This window comes from Pontibacter sp. E15-1, assembly GCF_022601975.1.
Classification (GTDB): domain Bacteria; phylum Bacteroidota; class Bacteroidia; order Cytophagales; family Hymenobacteraceae; genus Pontibacter.
Window position 1 is genome coordinate 81,368 of the sequence record NZ_JAKVIR010000003.1, and the last position, 19,448, is coordinate 100,815.

The following is a 19,448-nucleotide window of genomic DNA, read 5'->3' on the forward strand; positions in this document are numbered from 1 at the left end:
CCAGTGCAAAAAGAAGAGGAGCCTTTCGATTAGAAAGGCTCCTCTTCTTTTTAGTAAGTCGATATTGTCTTACCTCTAAAATCTAACGTCCTAGTATACTTGCCCCATCAGCTCGCGCACATACGTCACGTAGTCGGTGTTTGGGGGGGTATGGCCGTTTTTGCGCAGGTCGGTGGCCGTCTGCGCGCGGTGGTAGGTGGCATGGTTAAAGGCATGCGTCAGGATGTCGAGCACGCGGGTGCTGTATTGGTTTCCGAGGCTGTTGCTGTAGTCGATCAGGCGGATAAACTCTGCCTCGTCGGCATTCTGCGCCAGCTCGGCTATTCTGTAGGATGTGCTCTTGTGCAGTGCCTTCAGCTCCTCCAGGTTATGCTCCTGCCATACCTTCACAGGGCTTTCGGTGCCTGTGATGCGGGCTATCCAGATAGCCTGCGCGTTGAGCGCGTGGCTGAAGAGGCGGGCGGCGTTGTCCGGCACCTCTGGCAAGCTGCTGAACACATCCAGCATGGTTTGGTTTGCCCAGATATTGTATTCCGATAGGTTTTTCAGTACGTCGTTTCCAGTCATGGTTACTTTTGTTCTCGTTTATCTTCCCAAATTAAAGTTTCGTCTGTTCTTTTCTCGGCAAAGTCGGGGCAGCGGCCGTCTCCCCTGCCGGTTATACCCCCATCCGGCTCGCAGAGTATCTTGCCATACATGTCGTACACCTTGCTGGGTATGTCGCAGCAGCGGCCGGTCAGGTAGTATATCTCCTGGCCATTGTAGGTATAGCGGTAAATCTTAGCGGGTGGATTGGCGGTTTCGGCCTCCTGCAGCTCCTGGATCAACTGGTTGAGCCACGGAGCACCCTGCGCGTTGGCCGTGGCAGCTTCCGAGATCATCGGCGAGGTGCCCGGCTTGTAGGCAGGCAACCACAGGGTTACCAGCAGCGCCAGGGTAAGAATCGTGCCACCAGGTTTTGCCATTTTGTTTATGTTTAGCTGGCAAAGATACTAAACGACTACTTATATATAAACTTTGCTTACAAACTGTTTACGAAGGATGCCCAATAAGGCACAAAAATTATCAGGCCAATCACCGCGGCGGTGATGGCCGCCATCAGCACGGCCCCCGCCGCCAGGTCTTTCGTTTTGCCTGCCAGCACGTGGTGCTCCGGCGACACCAGGTTTGTGAGCGTTTCGATGGACGTGTTGAAGATCTCCGCCATCCATACCAGCCCGATGCACAATGCCAGCATGCACCATTCCAGGCGCGTCACGTCGAACCAGTACCCCATGCCTGTCACCAACACGCTGGCGATAATGTGCAGATGCATGTTCTGTTCGCTGCGGAAAACGGCTGCGATCCCTTTGAAGGCAAACTTGAAGCTGTTGTAGCGGGAACTGAAGAAAGATGGTTGGGCCATAATGACAGGTATGGGCAGGGCGAACGGTGGAAATCTATGTCGCTCAGTATGATGTATAAAGTGCAGGTAATGGAGCGCAGGTATACCGGTATAAGCCATGTTCAAAAAACCATATAAACGTGAGTGCGATAAGTATCCGCAGGCGATTTGAGCAAAACCTTGTAGCAGATAGCATCTACTGGTATGGCAGCCGCCACGTTTTATAGCTGGCATTCGGCTCCACGCCTGGGATAGCGGCCTTTTTAAGCTGGGATTTCCTGCTCAGCGCTGTGCTCCCTCCTTTCCACGCTGCGGCTGCCGCAGGTGCCAGGCCAAAAAGAAAACAGACGCGTTTCCACATCTGCTTTCTTTCCGGGTTTACTTCTCCAGATCTGACACAGGCACAAATTTCATCGACAGCGAGTTTACGCAGTGGCGCACGTTTTTGGGTGTCAGGTACTCTCCTTCAAACATGTGGCCCAGGTGCGCGCCGCAGTTGGCGCAAACTATCTCGGTGCGGCTGCCGTCGGCATCCGGCACGCGCTTCACGGCACCGGTTATCTCGTCATCAAAGCTTGGCCAGCCGCAGTGCGACTCAAACTTGTACTCTGAGGTATACAGCGGGTTGTTACAACGCCTGCACAGGTATACCCCCTCTGCTTTGTTATACTCATACTCCCCTGTACCCGGACGCTCGGTGCCTTTGTTTACAATAATGCGGGCCTCCTCTGGAGTAAGTTTGTTGTATTCGGATGGGTCTTTCGCTATTTTCATGGATTTCATGTTTTATGCTGATGCTATTTACCTGTATAAACCGGCAAACGGCCCTAAGGGTTTGCCAAAACAACATGGCGCAACAGAAACGGCGCAGCGGGTGCCTATGCCTTTTTCAGAAACTCAGTCTTTAGCACCACGGTGCTTTTGCCCACACGACACTCCACCTCATTCAGGCTGCCCGTCAGGCGAATGTTCTTGACCACGTTGCCGCGCTTTAAAATGGTTGTCATCCCCTTTACTTTCAAATCCTTTACCACGTGCACGGAGTCGCCATCCTGCAGCACGTTGCCGTTGCTGTCTTTTGTATCCATCATTTTGATTGTTAGTAAGCCAAATATACCGTTTTTAGAGGAAAGGGAGACTCAGCAGCTTTCTTATGGTTCTCTGGTCAGGTAGGGCGGCGCTATTGGGTCGGTTTGCGCCACTTGGCGCTTATCCAGGCTTGCTGCTGTTCCGGCGAGAGAAAGGTCCAGGCCACGATGCGGCTGATCTTGTTGCCGTGGGCCATTGGTATGGTTCTCACGTCTGCGGCACCCGCTTTTGTCAGGGCGTTGTAGGCTCCTTTCAGGTTGGTTTGTTTCGAGATGAGGGTGGAGAACCAGAGGCAGGAAGCGGCGAATTGCTTGCTCTGGTAAATCATGTCGTTCACAAAGCGGCTCTCCCCGCCTGCGCACCACAACTCAGCTTTCTGGCCGCCAAAGTTCAGCACTGGCTTTGCGGTTTTCTTTTGCTGAAGGTTGCCCAGTTTGCGCAGTGAGCCTGCCTGCGCCTCTGCCAGCGACGCATGGAAGGGTGGGTTACAAACCGTCAGGTCGATGCGCTCGCCGGGCTGTAGCATGCCCCGGAAAATGTCCTTGGGGTTCTGCTGCAACCGCAATTTCACGCTGCTTTTCAGGGTCGGGTTGGCGTCAATAATTCTCTGTGAAGAGGCGATGGAGACCGGGTCGATGTCTGCCCCGATAAACGACCAGCCATACTCCCGGTTACCGATGATGGGGTATACACAGCTTGCGCCCACGCCCACATCGAGGCACGTGATGCCGCGGCCCTCCGGAATCATACCCTTGTTGGCGCTGCCCAGTAAGTCGGCCACGTGGTGGATGTAATCGGCCCTGCCGGGGATGGGCGGACACAGGTAGCCCGCTGGTATGTCCCAGTGTTTGACGCCATAGAAGTGCGCCAAAAGGGCTTTGTTGAGTGTTTTTACCGCCTGCGGGTCGAAGAAATTAACGGAGGCATCGTTATAGGCATTCACCGTCACGAAAGGGCCTAACGCGGGGCAGCTCTTTATGAGTTTCGGGAAATCGTAGCGTTCCCGGTGCCTGTTTCTGGGGTGTAAACCAGCTTTTTCTTTCGGGTATGATTTCTTCTGATGCGCCATATATCGAATGGCAAGTTACAAAGTTGCTCCAAGTAAAGCCACAAAATGCGCTTGTGGGTATGTTGGCCTCAGCAGTCTGCCATACCCCAAACCCCGCCCAACCAACTTTTCAAACAGCTTTGCTGGAGAAGCATGGGTATACAGCAACGTTCAGGGTGTGTCTACAAACACTGGCGCAAGCGTCCGCTTGTGCCTCCATGTGATGTGCAGGTAAGATTGCATGAGAAGGCACAAGCGGACGCTTGCGCCATAAACAGTCTTTGTTTTGCTGGTACAAGCACTTCAAATTTCCTGCAGGGGTTACTTAAAGCCAAAAATCACCGGGAATAAAAAGACCACGACCATAGCCCAAATGCTATAAACAGGCAGAAATGTGGCAATAGATCTGCCAACGGCTGCAATATCAGATTTGTTTGTGAGAGACCGGAAAAGCAGGAAGGCTATAAAGAGCAGGTTCAGCAGCATCAGCAAATTGCCGCCCAGCACAGCCAGCCTGTTTGGCGTAATGCCCCATTCCGATATCCTGAATACAATAGCTGACAGCGCAATGCCATTTACAAGTATAGTTACCGCTGATAAAAGGAAAAGCACCCAGGTGGCTGTGGTGTTTCCGGTTGTTTTGGCGCTTTCTGCCACCGAAAAGAAAACAATGGCCATCACCCCGATCAGCAGTAAATTGAAGATAATCAGGAACTCCCGGTCGTTGTAAGGGTCTTTGCCAGAGTAGTAGATGGCGACTAGGTAAACGACAAGCATTATCAATACCAGCGGGCTAAAGATTTTGGCGATTACCGGCGAGACCTTATTCACTAGCTGCGGATTGGTCTGGGTCAGGTACGTGCCAACGATAGGCGCTGAAGCCAGCCCGAAAACGCCAATGTATTCGAAATAAAACTTCTCAATCTGAAAGCCGATCAACGAGAATAGTCCGATCGTGAGCCCTGTCATTATACCACCGGCGATCAGGATAAGCGTTGTCATCACAATCAGGTCGCCGTTATACCTTAAAAACTCGAGGCGTTTGTCAGTGTCTGTTAGGTTGTTTCCTACAAAAGCAGCGCCCAACAGTACCCATAGCAGCAAAGGCAAGTGGATACAGGCCAGTAGCAACGTGTCGCTTTTAGTGGAATCTGGCAGGGCGTTGATATAGACAAGCGAAACTAGCAGTACCGCACAGATCACCGCTATGTGCTTTGGGTGCAGGTTGTTTTTCCAGGCGAAGTAAGCCGTCAGGAGTGGCAGAAAGATGAAGCCTGCATTTCTGGGATAAAAGAAAAGTTCGTCGATCGGGAACATGCCCGGTATTTTGGCAATAAAGCCTGCCACGAGCCCGGCAAGAACCACAAATAATAACTCCCTGCCCGTTCCCCAGTTAATCTCATCCGTTTCATAACTCAGCCTTTCGTTCCAGAAATCAGCGAGTGCGTTGCCCTTCAGTTCCGGATAGAGGGCGATGAACTCCCGCTTGAAAGGCACTTTGTTGCCGCGGTATAGCTTTTCAAGGTGGCCGGGTTCATTTAGATGGGCGCGTATTTCGTCTTTCATGGCTTTACTGTCTAACTGCCGGCAAACGGTGTCCCGAAGATGCCGACGGCGAGTTCTGCCCAAATAAGGAAGAGCGCGACCAGCACGACTGCAATAATGCCAATCCGGTAGTCCTTGTTGTGTACCGTCCTCAATACAAGCTCACACACAAGGCCAGTGCCGAGCAGCAGGACACCCATGACCACAAAATCAGACAGCGTCCAGGTCACCTCATCCGTGAACTGCATCGCTGTTAGAGGAATAAGCAATAGAAGCGCTGCTCCGAGCTCAATGGCGATAAGTCTTTTGGTTTGCATAATCATAATTTTTCTGTTTATAATTGACGGTTATATGTATGGTAATTGGTGTGTTATAAATCAATCCTCCTGTCTTTTCGAATAAGTTGGCTATTATTGTTTTGTTATAAATGATTCAGGTATAGGCGGAATCAAGCATTTAAAAGATGTTTTTTAAAGTACTTTGAAATGCAAAGTTTAGGTATAAAAAAATATCATTTGTATTTCCTGTTACTTAAAATAAGCTGCTCCAGTGCATTTAAATGGCTGTTGAACGCCTCGCGGCCAGTCTCGCTGGCATAATAAGTCGTGTTTGGTTTACGGCCTACAAACTGCTTTTCTACGCGCAGGTATTCTGCTTCTTCCAATGCGCGAAGGTGGCTGGCCAGGTTTCCGTCTGTAAGTTGCAGCGTGTCTTTCAGGGTGTTAAAGTCTACCTTCTCTTCCACCATCAGCACCGACATAATGCCTAAGCGTGCCCTGCTTTCGAAGGCTTTATTTATATTTCCGAGATACTCTTTCACGGGCGTGCTAGCGTTCGTATTTGAAATACACCAGCGTGCCATACACGATGTGCAGCACCCCAAAACCCACTGTCCAGGCCAATAAACCATACCCCACAAAAAAGCTGGCAAGCAAGCCAAGTATAATTTCGAATATGCCCAGATACCGGATATCGTTTAGGGTATACTTGCTGGCATTTAATAAAGCGCAACCATAAAAAATAAGCATTGCTGGCGCGACCAGGTATGGCAGGTTGTGGTAGATCAGTACTGCGCAAAAAATGCCGCCTGCCGCCAACGGTATAAACAGGTTTACCAGCATCCTTTCCGTCTTGCTGTCCCAAACCCGATGGTTGGATTTGCGGGCGTTGCGTGTGGTAAAATAAATAGCCGAACAAAGTGCAAGTATAAACACAAGTGCGGCCACCGAAATCAGAAACAAGATGGATTCTCTTGTCAGGTTAAGGCCTACGCCTACGCCCTGCTTGTAGTTTATGGTATGCGTAACCAGGTACCATTTTACAACAGCCGCACCTATAAGCGCCGAAACTCCGGCGGCTACCCCTGAAAGCCCGCTGAGCGAGATAAACCGGGAAGAACGATCCATGATGTTACGGATCTCGTGCAGGGTGGCTAACTGTTCTTGCTGCTGACTCATGTTAAAGTACTTTGAGTTTCAAAGTTAATAAAGCTTTACGTAAAGTCGAATAGTTAGCATAAAATATTTGGTCGTTTTTAAAAAAGATAGTTAAAAAAAGCTGACGGTTGCGGCCATATGATGGGCTTCCTTTTCCTGAGAAGAGGGCTGATTCATTCTACTACTTTTGTCATCTTGAAAGGATTTTGGTAGCTAGTAGCATCAGCTTAGCCTCCCTTCTACCAAGTTTCTTTACAGAATGACAGATAGGTTTGACTCTGGTATAGTTTGAATGAAACGGCCCTTTTCCTGAGAAGGTAATTGGTTGTAGGCGGCAAGAGAATAAGACAGGATACGCAATAAACCGATTAGCCTTAACCTTTAGGCTTCTGACTCGAATAAGATGAGCTCGATAAACTTCCCCCTTTCGATCATAACCTTATGCCTGGCGGCCTCTCCTTTCCCGATCCATAGTCCATCCCCTTTTTTGTAATGCTGGCGTGTGCCGTTAAAATCGATGTCCATTTCGCCGTCCAGCACATACCCCACATGGCCCTTTGCGCACCACTCCTCCTCCACAAAATCATCTGAGAACCGCAGCAGCCGCATTCTGTTTTTGCCATCGGTATAAATTTTCTGGGCCACGCCGGTAGCGGGTTTTTCCCAGGGTATATGCGCGAAATCAATGTGAGGGTCTGTCATGTTAGTGCTGTTAGCTGTTACAAGCTACAAAGATTTACTTGGCATACGCCCCGGAAGAGTACGTTAACTCATAACTATGCGTGTAAATCTCAAAAACGATTCCGAACGGGTCTTCTACATAGCACATTTTGTAAGGCTTTTCCTTAGGGTAGTATTCCCTGATCGGCATGCGTTGTTTGCCTCCTGAAGCCACGATTTTGGCAAGCAGTGCTTCAATGTTTGGGTCCTGTATACAGAAATGGAAAAGGCCGGTGTTGAAAGGATTGAAGGCTGGGGCTTCCTTAATGCCATGCGGAAATGAAAACAGCTCGATGCCGATGCCCTCGGAAGTAGCCATGTGCGCGATTTCAAACTCCTCCCAGTCTTCCCCGAAAACATCGATACACATCTGCCCAATGGCAGTCTCTCTTTCCTTTTTCACCGTGGATGGTTCCATTATGACATACCAGCCCATCACATCAGCATAAAATTCAACGGCCTTTTTTATATCTGGTACAGTCAGTCCGATATGGGAAAATGATCTCGGGTAATTTTCTTGCGTTCTCATCATAATTCAAGTATTAAGTGCTCAAAATAGCAGTATATTAAACTCTTATACAATAACTTACTTAAAAGTGCTTTAGGTTACTAACGGAGTTATTTGTTGATAATGAGTTGATTACAGAAAAAGATATGCGTCAAGAAGATTGCCCGCTCCACTATACCATGAACCTGATTGGCACTAAATGGAAGCCGCTGATTTTATTTCACTTGCTTAAAGGCCCGTTACGATCTGGGGTGCTAAAGGAGAGTGTTCCGGAGATTTCCAATAAAATGTTTACCCAAACAGTGAGAGAATTAGAAAAGGATGGCCTCATTAGCAGAAAGGTATTTCCTGAGGTTCCGCCGAAGGTAGAGTATGAGCTAACTGAAACCGGAAAATCGCTGGAAGCAATTCTGCTCAGTTTGGATGCCTGGGGAACTGAAATGGCAGCGCGTATTTAACAGGTATAAATTCCTCGTGTCCTGCAAGTTTGAGCGCAGCGGTAACTTGTAGGGACGTATGAAAGCAAGTTTTCAACTCGCGAAAGTATAGTTACGAGAATGCCAGTTAAAAACTGGCTGCAATGTATACCCACAAGTTACGCTGCCGCTAAACTTGCGGGATGGGGCGTTGTATTTTACTGAGTTGAAAATATACTATTAAACTTTTCCTGTAATTCACTTAATTTTGCGTCAATTTGACTTTTTTTGATTGGCGTGCTAACAAAAAAGCCTGATGCTAATATTTCTTTAGGGGTTATTCTTCTATGAAATGGCGCAACTTTTTCAGGACTTATACCATTTCTGGCACAAAATTTTTCCAAATAATTCTCTTCGTCATGAGAATTTTCTTCCCAATCTGAATATTCAATATAATCTTCTTCAAGAAAACCTTTTAGTACATTTAAGCAGAAACCTACACATGTCATTCTTTGCCCTAAGTCATTATTGCTAAAATGTATGCCATCACTATTATAGCTTTCTCCAGCATAAAAGTAGCCATACTTTGGATTGGCTTTCTTTATTATATTTAGACATTGGGCAATAAATGATGGTACTTCATCAGGATGAATTGTATTTGTTATTTTATGATAATAATCATGATTTATACCCTCTAACTCTATTGACGATCCTGTGTAGTGAAACTCTGATAAATTCTTATCATACTGGATAACAAATGCAGAATGATATGAGTTGCTATCATTCTGCATAGTACCAAGTGCAACAAAATTCGTTTTTCTATCAGATTCAAATAAAGATCTTACTACTTCAAACATTAGCTACACCTTTTCTATTTTTGAGTTATAAGTTTCTAATAATGATCGTCTTGCATTTTCCATCAAATTATCATTTCTGAATGGCTTTGAAATTACTAAGGCAGTTTTTATTTCACTCAAATGAAATTTTAAATCATTGAAACCGAGAAGTAAGTACAAGACTGTTAACTTGCCTTCTTCACTTTCAGCAAACATCTTATCTACAAAATCATAAGTCCTTGTAAGTTTAGAAATTATATCCTGTTCTTTATAATATAAATCCAAGTATAGTTTTAGACTACGAGCAATGTTGGGAGATACAATAGCTTTATGAAAATACTCATCTTTCTTGTCTTCAATAGACCATTCCTTACAAAGAACTAGGCTTTCTATTTCTTTGTACAAATACCTATTTACTTCAATAGCTTGTTCTATAGTGCACTCAATGGTAATACTTTGACCTGAGCCGTAATCAAAGTGATAGTTCGGCTTGTTACCTCCAATCTGATTTAAAAATCCTCTTATGACTTTTAATTTATAATTGTATTTATTTTTACTTCTCTTAAGAGAGATTCTTTTTGATTCAGCAAGTCGAACTTGAAGGTTTATGGGAGGCTGTTGATTTCGCTTATATAGAAAGCGGTATTTATAACTCTCTCTCTTAATTTGATCTTGGATACTCCTTAGATTTCCTGCTACTTGTTTATCAGTACTATTTCCTTTAATTGCATTATCTAATTCTTTATATATTGATGCCAATACCTCTTCTGAAGCTTCTAACTCACATTGTGCAGACCCCTCTGAGATTGAAAAATTTAATCTTTCATCATGAACTATAGAAACTGCAATAGTTTTTAAGGCAGATACTGCAATCAAAAACGATTCAATAGCTTCTACAGACATTGACCTTAAGCTTACAACTTCATTGTTAGCCTCTGTTAGCGCTATTTCTAATTTGTCTAGCAAAATGATTTGGTTAAACAGCTGTATATCATTCAAAAATTTTTCAAACGTATAATGTCATACGTGCCGATTTTGCTAATCGGTATAAATTATTAGGGATATCATTACATTTATTTTATTTCTTCAAATAAAGAAATAAAATACAATATAGCCTAATATAGCAAAGCTAATTGTATGTTGATCAATAAAAAAAGCAGCCCAAAACAGAGCTGCTTTTCCTAAGTCCTCTAACACCAGTCTAACCTCTAGCGCCTTACTTCATCTTGTCAGTGCGCTGCAGGCTGTTCATCGCATAGCCAACCCGCATCGACTGGAAGTTTTGCAGAATCAAGGCTTCCTCTTCTGCTGTAAGCCCTCCCGCCAGATAAAGCATGTGCGGGATAAAATTCTTCTTCTTTTTTAACTGCTTCTTTGTTGGCTTAGCATGCGTGATCAGGCCAACCATTTCATCGTCGTAATAGATCTCCACATTATTCATGCATTCAGGGTTCGTGATCATCGCGAATTGCTTCCCGAGCATCTTCCCCTCTGTCTTGATATAGGGGGTATAGATGCGGCCATAGTTACGAAGTATCTTTTGTAGGCTTCTGGAACCTTCAAATTTGTTGTAGGCGATAGGTCCCATGGCAACACCTCTTCCATGTGTCTCTGTCCTCTCGTCAAGCCCATCGACGCCCAGGTCGTAAAACAGCAAGTCAGACTTCAATTCCCTGTACTCGTCATACAGGTCTAGTTTAAAGGTATTAGCGTATGTGTGCCTAATTGTAAAGCCTAGCGTGGTGGCTTCCTGAATAAACCCTTTTAAAGTATAGTTCTTATAAGGAGTAGGAAAAAGCTCAGAGCTAAGCGAAAGGGTTCTGGTAAACTGACGGTAGCCGGAACCTGATGGCAACGTAATGTCCATATCTGCAAGCCCGCTAAACCTGTTTTCGCTCATGAACACAAGCCCTCTTAAGGATTCGGATAGCTCTCCGGCAACCATAGCAGAATGTTTGGACTTACCTGCCATTACATTTACCCCCAGGATGCTGTACTTCGCATTGCTGAGTGTGGCGTACCCGTAAGTAACAGGCACAGACAGGCTATACTTTCGCTCTGCTCTGTCGATGAAGTCGTTATAGCCGTCATAGGCAGACCTGTATACATACTGCTTTTTGGGAGTTACTTTTCCAAAGAAAATCTGCTCCAGCCCGTTGAGATAGGCTTGCTGTACCTCGTCTTTGTTAAGGGGAAAGTTCTGGTAAATGGCAAAAGACTGGGGGTTCTGGTCTTGCTGGAGCGAGTCAGGGTTCTGGAGATAATACGTATATCTTTCTTTCTCTGAGAATACCTCCCCTTCACCGTTCTCCTTAATTTTTACCTTTAGCCTGAACTTTACATTTTCCTGATTTTCCCAGATAGGCAGCTTTAAAAACTCCGCATATACTGTAACTAGGTACCGGTGGCTTTTTCGATTCTTTTTTCTGAATCGGTCATAATATTCCCTCATCTTAAAGTCCCGTTCTTTATTCCGGGTTTTAGCATCCAAATAAGGGTCAATCTCAGGGCTAACCATATCAATCTGCTTCCCGGAATAATAGTCTATTGGCAGGTCCCCTAATTTCGAGCGTATGCCTTTTCCAGTAGCTCGAACAAAGGTGCGGTAAAGGCGCTGTCTGTCAGGAATCTGCCATTCTCCGGCACTGATTCTATCGACCAATTATCGAGTTTAAACTCATGCACCAAGACCCTGTCTTGCGCTATGGCAGAAGCACTCAGCAAAAAAAGCATAAAGGCGCTAAAGACAAATCTTAAGGTGCTAAGGTTTAGGTTTTTAGTCAGCATAGGTGTGCCAGTGTTACTTGAGTGTTACTTGATAGAGTAGCTATGCAAAATACTAAAAACCCCGAATCAAATATGCCTTTTTAAGTATATAGACTAAAAACTAATGTTTAACGGTTGAAAACAAAAAAGCAGCCCCAACGAGAACTGCTTTTTGGATTACTGCTGAGACAAAAGTCTTGTGTCTAATGTCTAAAATCTAACGTCTTGTTTTTGCAAAAGTCTTGTGTCTAATGTCTTAAATCCAGCGTCTACTTCTTCAAGCTGCCGATCATATCTTCTGGCTTCACCCACTCGTCGTACTGCTCGTTGGTGAGCAGGCCCAGCTCGATGGCGGCTTTACGGAGCGTAGTGCCTTCCTTGTGCGCTTTCTTCGCAATTTTGGCAGCGTTGTCGTACCCGATGTGGGTGTTCAGGGCCGTTACCAGCATCAGCGAGTTCTCCAGGTTCTCCTTGATTCTGTCGGTGTTTGGCTCGATGCCTACGGCACAGTGCTTGTCGAAAGAGTCGCAGGCGTCGCCGATCAGCTGGGCGCTCATCAGCAGGTTGTAGATCATCACCGGCTTAAACACATTCAGCTCGAAATGGCCGTTCATACCTCCTACCGAAATGGCCACGTCGTTGCCGATCACCTGGGCGCATACCATCGTCATGGCCTCGGCCTGCGTTGGGTTTACCTTGCCCGGCATGATGGAAGAGCCCGGCTCGTTCTCCGGGATAAGGATCTCTGAGATACCAGAGCGTGGGCCTGAGGCCAGCAAACGGATATCGTTGGCGATCTTCATCAGGCTTACGGCCAGTTGCTTCAGGGCGCCAGAGGTTTCTACCATCGCATCGTGTGCGGCCAGGGCCTCAAACTTGTTGGGTGCTGTAATGAACTCCTGCCCGGCATACTCCGATATCTTCTCGGCTACCAGTTCTGCATATCCTTCAGGCGTGTTCAGGCCGGTACCTACCGCAGAGCCACCCAGTGCAAGGGTGCTGAGGTGTGCCAGCGTGTTGCGAAGCGCCTTCATGCCGTAATCCAGCTGCGCTACGTAGCCCGAAAGCTCCTGGCCCAGCGTGAGCGGCGTGGCATCCATCAGGTGCGTGCGGCCGATCTTCACCACATCCATAAACTCCTCCGACTTGGCGTGCAGCGTGTCGCGCAGTTTCTGCACCATCGGCAAGGTATGCTCCACCACTTTCTTGTAGCCCGCAATGTGCATGGCGGTCGGGAAGGTATCGTTCGACGACTGCGACTTGTTCACGTCGTCGTTCGGGTGAATCTTCTTTTTCTCGTCCATCAGGTCGCCGCCCAGCAGCACGTGCGCGCGGTTGGCCACCACTTCGTTCACGTTCATGTTCGACTGCGTGCCCGAGCCCGTTTGCCATACCACCAGCGGGAACTCGCCCTCCAGTTTGCCCGCCAGAATCTCGTCGCATACCTCACTGATGATGTCGGCTTTGTCCTGGGCCAGCACGCCCAGTTGCGCATTGGCCTGGGCCGCCGCTTTTTTCAGTATCGCAAACGCCTCGATCACTTCCTTCGGCATGGTCTGGCCGCCGATGGTGAAGTTTTCCTTTGAGCGCTGTGTCTGCGCGCCCCAGTATTTGTCTGCGGGCACCTCTATCGGGCCCATGGTGTCTTTTTCTACACGAACTTGCATATCGTTTTATCTATTGATTAAAGGAACATGTGTCTGTGGCAAAACTAAGGAATGCGGCACAAGTATCAAGGCCTACCGCACAAGACTTTTGCTTTTTGGCTGGCCCCAGGGGGTATAAAACTGCTCCTGCGCCGGGCGTGCCCGCTCCCCTGCTGCCTTCTATCATACGGACATCCGGCAGAATGGCTTTATACCCTATCGGATCACCCGCTTCCCCGACTTGGCGGAGAGCAGCGCGATCATCTCCAGCGTAACAGGCTTAAGGTAGGTGGTGTTGATGTTGGTCTGGTCGTTAAACGAGATCAGGTACTCGCCGTCAGCCCCCAGGTATTGGATCCGCTGGATGTCGCGCAGGTTGTAGGTGCGTTGCTTCAGCAGCAGGTTTGTCACCTCCATTTTCTCCTCGCCAATGGTTACGTGCCACTGCAGCGCATACCAGGTCACCACCCCCGAAATCACCAGCATCACCGCGAGCAGCAGGTTATAGATCCGGTTCGAGTGCAAGCCCTCCAGATGGCTGGTATAGGTCTTATAGAGGTCGTAGTCGTGGCTCAGGAACGTGGGCTGCACCCACCGCAGGGGCAGCCCGGCCAGCGTGAGGCCCAACAGCAGGCCCGGCGCGAAAAAGGCCCTGAAGTTAGGGGTAAGGGTATGGAGGTGCGCCGAGGAGTGGTGGATGATGCTGGAGACAAGCGCCAGCGTGCCCGCACTGAACACGGAGAGCACACAGGCGAAGATGAAGTAGACCACCGTCAGCTTCAGTTCCTGCTTCTGCATGTACTTCTGCTCCGCTGCCGTGAGGGGGGCGCCCTTGTATGCCGGCGACAGCCTGCGCAACGCGTAACGGACAACCGGCAGCAGTACGGCCACCGCAAAAAAGGCAATCAGCAAACTTTTGATAATCTCCAGCATAGGGTATGATTTGGTGCCACAAAGTTAACACGGTATCCCCAATTTCCGACAAATAAAGCCGCGCGGCACCGGAAACGCCCCGACCCTGTGCAGTAGGATAATAAAAAGCGCCCCCGATATTTCGGTGCGCTGATAAATTACGGGAATATTTTGCTTTAATGCTGATAGTTAGTGGGTTATGTATTTATATTATGTTTTGTAAATGAAAGGAATTTACTGGTTTTGCTGTACCTTTGCAAAGATACAGCATGCTTTAACGCACAATTTTATTGCCGACCCTTCAGGCTGTCAGGCCTGTTGGGTTGTACATTTGAGAAACAAGGAGAAGCAGCCCACAGCGAATTTGCAAATTTAGGTAAACGCGCTTTTCTCCTGTTTCAGGGCCGCAACATAATACCGTAGTAAATGAAAGTAGCCAGGATAACCCGTTTTGTAAGAGACTATTACATTGCTGTTTTCTCTTTTCTTCTTATTTTTCTGCTTACCCTGTTCATCTATTCAGAGACGAAGAAAAAGACCGAGGAGCGCAGCGAGCGGGCCTTCACCATGCGCGCCAACCAGGCTACCTCTTCCATTGAGCGGCGTATGTATAACTACATACAGGTGCTTATCGGCGCAAAGGCCTTCTTCGTGGCCTCCGACACCGTAGACCGTGTTGCCTGGAAGGCTTACTACAGCTCCCTCGGTATCGAAAAAAACTACCCCGGTATACAAGGGATCGGGTATGCGCAAGTGGTCAAGCCCTCGGAGATGGCAAAGCATGAGCGGAGAATACAGGCAGAGGGCTTCCGGGAGTACCACGTTATACCGGAGGGAAACCGCAAGCTTTATACCCCCATCACCTACCTGGAGCCCTTTACGGGCCTGAACCTGCGGGCATTCGGCTACGACATGTTCAGTGAGAGCACCCGCCGGTCGGCCATGCGCATTGCCCGCGACACCAAGATGCCGGCCATGTCGGGGAAGGTGCGTTTGGTGCAGGAGGTTGGGGAGAACGGGCAGGCCGGGTTCCTGATATACCTCCCGGTGTATAAAAACGGCGCCGACATAAGCACGATCCAGGGCCGGCAGCAGCAAATCAGGGGCTACGTCTACAGCCCGTTCCGCGCCGCCGACCTGATGACCTCTATCCTGCAGCAAAATTACAGCGACATCGATATTGAGTTGTACGACGGTACCAGCCTCACGCCAGAGTCGCTGCTCTACAACACAGACTCCACGCTGCGCTACCGCACCGAACACGACCGGGACTTCCATAAGCTAAGCACCATCAGCATCGGCAACCATACCTGGCGGCTCTACATCACGGCTTCGCCGGAGTTTGGCAAGACGGCCGATTCGGAGTTGCCCTACTTTATCCTGATGGGCGGCGGCATCATCAGCATGCTGATGGCTTTCATCATCTGGTCGCTGTCCAACACGCGGCGCTCCAACCGCCTGAAGCAGACCATCACCGACAACGCCACGGCAGCCCTTTTTATCATCGACTCGGAGGGGTTTTGCACCTTCATGAACCCGGCTGCCGAGGAGATGACGGGCTATACCCTCGAGGACATGGAGGAGAAGACGCTGCACGACGTCATCCATTACAAACACCCCGACGGGTCTGACTTCCCTGCCGAGGAGTGCGTGATCCGGACATCGCTTGCCATTAAAGAGCCCATGCGATCCTACGAAGACGTCTTTATCCGGAAGGACGGGACCTTCTTTACCGTTTCGTGCAGTGTGCAGCCCATAGAAGACAGCGGGGCGGGCACCTACGCCATTATCGAGGTACGCGACATCACCGAGGAGAAACAGGCGCAGCAAGCGATCGTAGAAAGCGAGGCGCGCTTCAGGACGATGGCCGACAATGCCCCTGTGATGATATGGGTGGGCGACCCAATGGGTAAGTGCGTCTATGTGAACAAGCAGTGGATCGACTTCTCGGGCATTTCCTTTGAGAAAAGTATTCACCTTGGGTGGCAGGGTGTGATGGACCCCAAGTATCTGGCGGCCTACAGTGAGGTGTTTAAGAAGGCTGTGGAGGAACACGGCAGCTTTAAGATAGAGATGCGCATGCGGGGCCGCGACGGAAAGCTGCGCTGGACCATGAACACGGCCATGCCCCGCTTTAACATAAATGGCGAGTTTCTGGGGCACATCGGCTCCATCATCGATATCACCGAGATTAAGGAGGCCGAGCAAAAAATAAAGCAGAACGCCGAGCTGCTCCAGAAGCTGTTCTTGGAGGTGCCCTCCGTAGTGGGCCTTATCCGGGCCTCAGACTTTCAGTATGTGCTGGCAAACCCGCAGTACCGCCAGCTGTATGGCAACCGCCCGCTGGTGGGCAAGTCTATTTACGAGGCCCATACCAAAGAAGAGGGGGCCGGGTTTTTCAAGCGCCTGGAGCGCGTGATCGCATCGGGCAAACCCTTTGTGGGCAACGAAATGCCGTCTACCTTCGACCGGCACAACAACGGGGAGCTGGCGCACGGCTACTTTAACCTGGTGTATCAGCCACTGCTCGACGGGGAGGGCAAGGTGGAGGCGGTGCTGGTGTTTGCCGTGGAGGTAACCGAGCTGGTGAGGGCGCGGAAGGGCCTCGTGACAGCTAACGACGAGCTGAGCGGAAAGAACGACGAGCTGCTCCGCATCAACAACGACCTCGACAACTTTGTGTACACGGCTTCCCACGACCTCAAATCCCCGATCGCGAACATGGAGGGGCTGGCCAGCCTGCTGCGCGACATTCTGCAGGGCAAGCTGGACGAGGAGGATGAACAGGTGCTTGATATGATGCAGCTGGCCGTAAACAAGCTCAAAGGCACTATCTCCGACCTGGCCGAGATTACGAAGGTGCAGAAAGAGATGCAGTCGGAGGTAGAGCCCCTGTCGTTTGAAAACACGCTGCAGGACATCTCCAACGACATCGACAGCCTGATCAGGGAGTCTGGCGTGACGCTGAAGACCAGCTTTGAAGTGACCGATATCCTGTATGCCCGCAAAAACCTGCGCAGCATCCTGTACAACCTCGTGTCGAACGCCATCAAGTACAGGTCGGAGGACCGGGAGCCGGAGGTGCGCATCACCACATACCAGCAGCCGGGCTTTGTGGTGCTGGAGGTGCAGGACAACGGCCTGGGTATAAAAAAGGAGCAGCAGCACAAGCTCTTTACCATGTTCAAGCGCCTGCACAGCCACGTAGAGGGCACGGGCATCGGCTTATACATCGTAAAGCGCATTATCGAGAACAACGGCGGCCTGATTGAGGTGGAGAGTGTGGAAGGGGCCGGCACCACGTTCCGGGTATATTTTAAGCAGGCGGCCGTAGCGGCAGTGTTTTGAGTCGTTTCTTCCTGTTAGGTATAACATAGTTGATCGAAGTAAAATATCCGCTGCTGTGCGTCTTTTAAAAAGGCCTGCGCACCGGCGGAGGGAGTTTTAGCCTATGTAAACCGAGCAACGCACCAACAGTAACGAGCAACGGATAAGATCAACAACGAGCATCGAAAAACAAACAACGACACACCATGGCCAAGATAAAGACATCCTATTTCTGCCAGAATTGCGGTGCCCAGTCCGCCAAGTGGATCGGCAAATGCCCGGCCTGCGGCGAGTGGAACACCTACGTGGAGGAAGTGGTGCAGCGCGAGGAGGTAACGCCCACCACCGCCTGGAAGGTAGGCAACACCAGCAGCGCCCAGGTAGCCAACAAGCCCAAGCCCATCGCCGACATCAGCTCTCAGGAACAGCACCGCATCGTGACGCAGGACCAGGAGCTGAACCGGGTGCTGGGCGGCGGCATCGTGCAGGGCTCGATGGTGCTGATCGGGGGGGAGCCGGGCATTGGCAAAAGCACCCTGATGCTGCAAATCGCCCTGAGCCTGAGCGGCCTGAAAGTGCTGTACGTGAGCGGCGAGGAGAGCGAGCAGCAGATTAAGATGCGCGCCGAGCGCCTCACCGCCCAAACCTCCGATTGCTTTATCCTGACCGAGACAGGCACGCAGAACATCTTCAAGCAGATAGAACTGGTGCGGCCGCAGGTGCTCATCATCGACTCCATCCAGACGCTCCACTCCTCTTTCATAGAGTCGGGGGCGGGCAGCGTGAGCCAGGTGCGCGAGTGCACCGCCGAGCTGCTGAAGTTTGCCAAAGAGAGCGGCACACCCGTTTTCCTGATCGGCCATATCACCAAAGAGGGCAACCTGGCGGGCCCCAAGATACTGGAGCACATGGTAGACACCGTGCTGCAGTTTGAGGGCGACCGCCACATGACCTACCGCATTCTGCGCACCACCAAAAACCGTTTCGGCTCCACTTCCGAGCTGGGTATATATGAGATGCTGGGCACGGGGCTGCGCGAAGTGAGCAACCCGTCGGAGATCCTGATCTCGCAGCGCGAGGACGCTTTCAGCGGCATCGCCATCGGGGCCACGCTGGAAGGCAACCGCCCCTTGCTGATAGAAGTGCAAAGCCTCGTGACGCCCGCTACCTACGGCACGCCACAGCGCACCAGCACCGGCTTCGACGCCAAGCGCCTGAACATGCTGCTGGCTGTGCTGGAGAAACGCGGCGGCTACCGCTTGGGGGCGCAGGACGTGTTCCTGAACATTGCGGGCGGCCTGAAGGTGGAAGACCCGGCGCTGGACCTGGCCGTGTGCGCCTCCATCCTCTCCTCTTTCGAGGATATGGCCATACCCAGCACAGCAGCCTTTGCCGCCGAGGTGGGTTTGGGCGGCGAGGTGCGCGCCGTAAACCGGGTCGAGAACCGCATCAGCGAGGCCGAGAAGCTGGGCTTTACCGATGTCTTTATCTCCAAGTACAATAAAAAGGGGCTCGACTTCAGCAAGTTCTCCATCAATATACACGCCTTTGGCCGCCTGGAAGAGGTGTTTGCCAACCTGTTTGGGTAAGGCTGCCGGGTGCTATACATGCCAACTGCTTGTAAGGTGTACTATTCACTCATAAGCAAGTAACCTCCCCCTATGGCTCTCTATGGCACAAGCGTCCGCTTGTGCCTCACAAGCAATCCGACCTGCCGCCTAACATGATAGGCACAAGCGGACGCTTGCGCCAGTGCTTACAAACGGGCATTGGCGGCAGGCTGTTTCCCTGAACGGATTTTGGTGTAACTTTATA

The 19,448-nt window shown here is 49.9% G+C and carries 20 protein-coding genes; 3 read left to right on the forward strand and 17 right to left on the reverse strand.

All coding sequences use genetic code 11. The features are described 5' to 3' along the window. Nucleotides 1-90: 90 nt before the first annotated feature. The 12 genes from MKJ04_RS02980 to MKJ04_RS03035 form a co-directional block, all read right to left on the reverse strand. Nucleotides 91-567, reverse strand: coding sequence for a DinB family protein (locus tag MKJ04_RS02980; protein ID WP_241639233.1), 477 nt, complete (start codon nt 565-567; stop codon nt 91-93). 2 nt (nt 568-569) lie between these two features. Beyond that, the gene (locus MKJ04_RS02985) at nt 570-965 is read right to left on the reverse strand and encodes a DUF6970 domain-containing protein (protein WP_241639234.1); all 396 of its coding nucleotides are present in this window, start codon (nt 963-965) and stop codon (nt 570-572) included. Nucleotides 966-1,021: 56 nt separating this feature from the next. After that, nucleotides 1,022-1,405 carry a diacylglycerol kinase family protein gene (locus tag MKJ04_RS02990; protein WP_241639236.1) on the reverse strand — a complete coding sequence of 128 codons (384 nt, stop codon included), beginning with the start codon at nt 1,403-1,405 and terminating at the stop codon, nt 1,022-1,024. Nucleotides 1,406-1,762: 357 nt separating this feature from the next. Further along, a complete protein-coding gene (locus MKJ04_RS02995; protein WP_241639238.1) occupies nt 1,763-2,158 on the reverse strand; it encodes a methionine-R-sulfoxide reductase in 396 nt (131 codons plus the stop codon). Nucleotides 2,159-2,262: 104 nt separating this feature from the next. Then, complete coding sequence (locus MKJ04_RS03000) at nt 2,263-2,472, reverse strand: alkylphosphonate utilization protein (protein WP_241639518.1); 210 nt, start codon at nt 2,470-2,472, stop codon at nt 2,263-2,265. A 92-nt stretch (nt 2,473-2,564) separates the two neighbouring features. Beyond that, nucleotides 2,565-3,542, reverse strand: coding sequence for a 23S rRNA (adenine(1618)-N(6))-methyltransferase RlmF (gene rlmF, locus MKJ04_RS03005; RefSeq protein WP_241639240.1), 978 nt, complete (start codon nt 3,540-3,542; stop codon nt 2,565-2,567). 300 nt (nt 3,543-3,842) lie between these two features. Beyond that, nucleotides 3,843-5,087 carry a hypothetical protein gene (locus MKJ04_RS03010; protein ID WP_241639241.1) on the reverse strand — a complete coding sequence of 415 codons (1,245 nt, stop codon included), beginning with the start codon at nt 5,085-5,087 and terminating at the stop codon, nt 3,843-3,845. Nucleotides 5,088-5,098: 11 nt separating this feature from the next. Then, nucleotides 5,099-5,389 (reverse strand): hypothetical protein, encoded by a 291-nt coding sequence (locus MKJ04_RS03015; protein ID WP_241639242.1) that lies wholly within the window; start codon nt 5,387-5,389, stop codon nt 5,099-5,101. A gap of 188 nt (nt 5,390-5,577) precedes the next feature. Further along, entirely contained in the window at nt 5,578-5,886 is a 309-nt protein-coding gene (locus tag MKJ04_RS03020; protein ID WP_317246695.1) for a transcriptional regulator, read from the reverse strand. Between the two features lie 7 nt (nt 5,887-5,893). After that, the gene (locus MKJ04_RS03025) at nt 5,894-6,523 is read right to left on the reverse strand and encodes a hypothetical protein (RefSeq protein ID WP_241639244.1); all 630 of its coding nucleotides are present in this window, start codon (nt 6,521-6,523) and stop codon (nt 5,894-5,896) included. A gap of 360 nt (nt 6,524-6,883) precedes the next feature. Continuing rightward, nucleotides 6,884-7,204, reverse strand: coding sequence for a hypothetical protein (locus MKJ04_RS03030; RefSeq protein ID WP_241639247.1), 321 nt, complete (start codon nt 7,202-7,204; stop codon nt 6,884-6,886). A 34-nt stretch (nt 7,205-7,238) separates the two neighbouring features. After that, entirely contained in the window at nt 7,239-7,754 is a 516-nt protein-coding gene (locus MKJ04_RS03035) for a VOC family protein (RefSeq protein ID WP_317246696.1), read from the reverse strand. Nucleotides 7,755-7,876: 122 nt separating this feature from the next. Between MKJ04_RS03035 and MKJ04_RS03040 the strand changes: the two genes are divergently transcribed. Then, entirely contained in the window at nt 7,877-8,188 is a 312-nt protein-coding gene (locus MKJ04_RS03040) for a winged helix-turn-helix transcriptional regulator (RefSeq protein ID WP_241639250.1), read from the forward strand. A gap of 176 nt (nt 8,189-8,364) precedes the next feature. On the opposite strand, the gene MKJ04_RS03045 is transcribed toward MKJ04_RS03040, so the two are convergent. The 5 genes from MKJ04_RS03045 to MKJ04_RS03065 form a co-directional block, all read right to left on the reverse strand. Further along, nucleotides 8,365-9,003, reverse strand: coding sequence for a hypothetical protein (locus MKJ04_RS03045; RefSeq protein ID WP_241639253.1), 639 nt, complete (start codon nt 9,001-9,003; stop codon nt 8,365-8,367). A 3-nt stretch (nt 9,004-9,006) separates the two neighbouring features. After that, nucleotides 9,007-9,948 carry a hypothetical protein gene (locus MKJ04_RS03050; protein WP_241639256.1) on the reverse strand — a complete coding sequence of 314 codons (942 nt, stop codon included), beginning with the start codon at nt 9,946-9,948 and terminating at the stop codon, nt 9,007-9,009. Nucleotides 9,949-10,198: 250 nt separating this feature from the next. After that, on the reverse strand, nt 10,199-11,644 hold the full coding sequence (locus MKJ04_RS03055; protein ID WP_241639259.1) for a hypothetical protein: 1,446 nt from the start codon (nt 11,642-11,644) through the stop codon (nt 10,199-10,201). A 373-nt stretch (nt 11,645-12,017) separates the two neighbouring features. Next, nucleotides 12,018-13,415, reverse strand: a complete 1,398-nt coding sequence (fumC, locus tag MKJ04_RS03060) for a class II fumarate hydratase (protein WP_241639261.1) — start codon at nt 13,413-13,415, stop codon at nt 12,018-12,020. Between the two features lie 195 nt (nt 13,416-13,610). Beyond that, nucleotides 13,611-14,327 (reverse strand): hypothetical protein, encoded by a 717-nt coding sequence (locus tag MKJ04_RS03065; RefSeq protein WP_241639263.1) that lies wholly within the window; start codon nt 14,325-14,327, stop codon nt 13,611-13,613. Nucleotides 14,328-14,732: 405 nt separating this feature from the next. On the opposite strand from MKJ04_RS03065, the gene MKJ04_RS03070 reads away from it, so the two are divergent. Together MKJ04_RS03070 and radA are read left to right on the forward strand one after the other, a co-directional pair. Then, nucleotides 14,733-17,654, forward strand: a complete 2,922-nt coding sequence (locus MKJ04_RS03070) for a CHASE domain-containing protein (RefSeq protein ID WP_241639266.1) — start codon at nt 14,733-14,735, stop codon at nt 17,652-17,654. Nucleotides 17,655-17,839: 185 nt separating this feature from the next. Beyond that, nucleotides 17,840-19,222 (forward strand): DNA repair protein RadA, encoded by a 1,383-nt coding sequence (gene radA / locus MKJ04_RS03075; RefSeq protein WP_241639269.1) that lies wholly within the window; start codon nt 17,840-17,842, stop codon nt 19,220-19,222. Nucleotides 19,223-19,448 lie beyond the last annotated feature (226 nt).

Excerpts from the sequence above, each read along its gene's own strand:
- MKJ04_RS02980 (WP_241639233.1), bottom strand. The coding sequence starts at position 567 with ATGACTGGAAACGACGTACTGAAAAACCTATCGGAATACAATATCTGG.
- MKJ04_RS02985 (WP_241639234.1), bottom strand. The coding sequence starts at position 965 with ATGGCAAAACCTGGTGGCACGATTCTTACCCTGGCGCTGCTGGTAACC.
- MKJ04_RS02990 (WP_241639236.1), bottom strand. The coding sequence starts at position 1,405 with ATGGCCCAACCATCTTTCTTCAGTTCCCGCTACAACAGCTTCAAGTTT.
- MKJ04_RS02995 (WP_241639238.1), bottom strand. The coding sequence starts at position 2,158 with ATGAAAATAGCGAAAGACCCATCCGAATACAACAAACTTACTCCAGAG.
- MKJ04_RS03000 (WP_241639518.1), bottom strand. The coding sequence starts at position 2,472 with ATGGATACAAAAGACAGCAACGGCAACGTGCTGCAGGATGGCGACTCC.
- rlmF (WP_241639240.1), bottom strand. The coding sequence starts at position 3,542 with ATGGCGCATCAGAAGAAATCATACCCGAAAGAAAAAGCTGGTTTACAC.
- MKJ04_RS03010 (WP_241639241.1), bottom strand. The coding sequence starts at position 5,087 with ATGAAAGACGAAATACGCGCCCATCTAAATGAACCCGGCCACCTTGAA.
- MKJ04_RS03015 (WP_241639242.1), bottom strand. The coding sequence starts at position 5,389 with ATGATTATGCAAACCAAAAGACTTATCGCCATTGAGCTCGGAGCAGCG.
- MKJ04_RS03025 (WP_241639244.1), bottom strand. The coding sequence starts at position 6,523 with ATGAGTCAGCAGCAAGAACAGTTAGCCACCCTGCACGAGATCCGTAAC.
- MKJ04_RS03030 (WP_241639247.1), bottom strand. The coding sequence starts at position 7,204 with ATGACAGACCCTCACATTGATTTCGCGCATATACCCTGGGAAAAACCC.
- MKJ04_RS03035 (WP_317246696.1), bottom strand. The coding sequence starts at position 7,754 with ATGATGAGAACGCAAGAAAATTACCCGAGATCATTTTCCCATATCGGA.
- MKJ04_RS03040 (WP_241639250.1), top strand. The coding sequence starts at position 7,877 with ATGCGTCAAGAAGATTGCCCGCTCCACTATACCATGAACCTGATTGGC.
- MKJ04_RS03045 (WP_241639253.1), bottom strand. The coding sequence starts at position 9,003 with ATGTTTGAAGTAGTAAGATCTTTATTTGAATCTGATAGAAAAACGAAT.
- fumC (WP_241639261.1), bottom strand. The coding sequence starts at position 13,415 with ATGCAAGTTCGTGTAGAAAAAGACACCATGGGCCCGATAGAGGTGCCC.
- MKJ04_RS03065 (WP_241639263.1), bottom strand. The coding sequence starts at position 14,327 with ATGCTGGAGATTATCAAAAGTTTGCTGATTGCCTTTTTTGCGGTGGCC.
- MKJ04_RS03070 (WP_241639266.1), top strand. The coding sequence starts at position 14,733 with ATGAAAGTAGCCAGGATAACCCGTTTTGTAAGAGACTATTACATTGCT.
- radA (WP_241639269.1), top strand. The coding sequence starts at position 17,840 with ATGGCCAAGATAAAGACATCCTATTTCTGCCAGAATTGCGGTGCCCAG.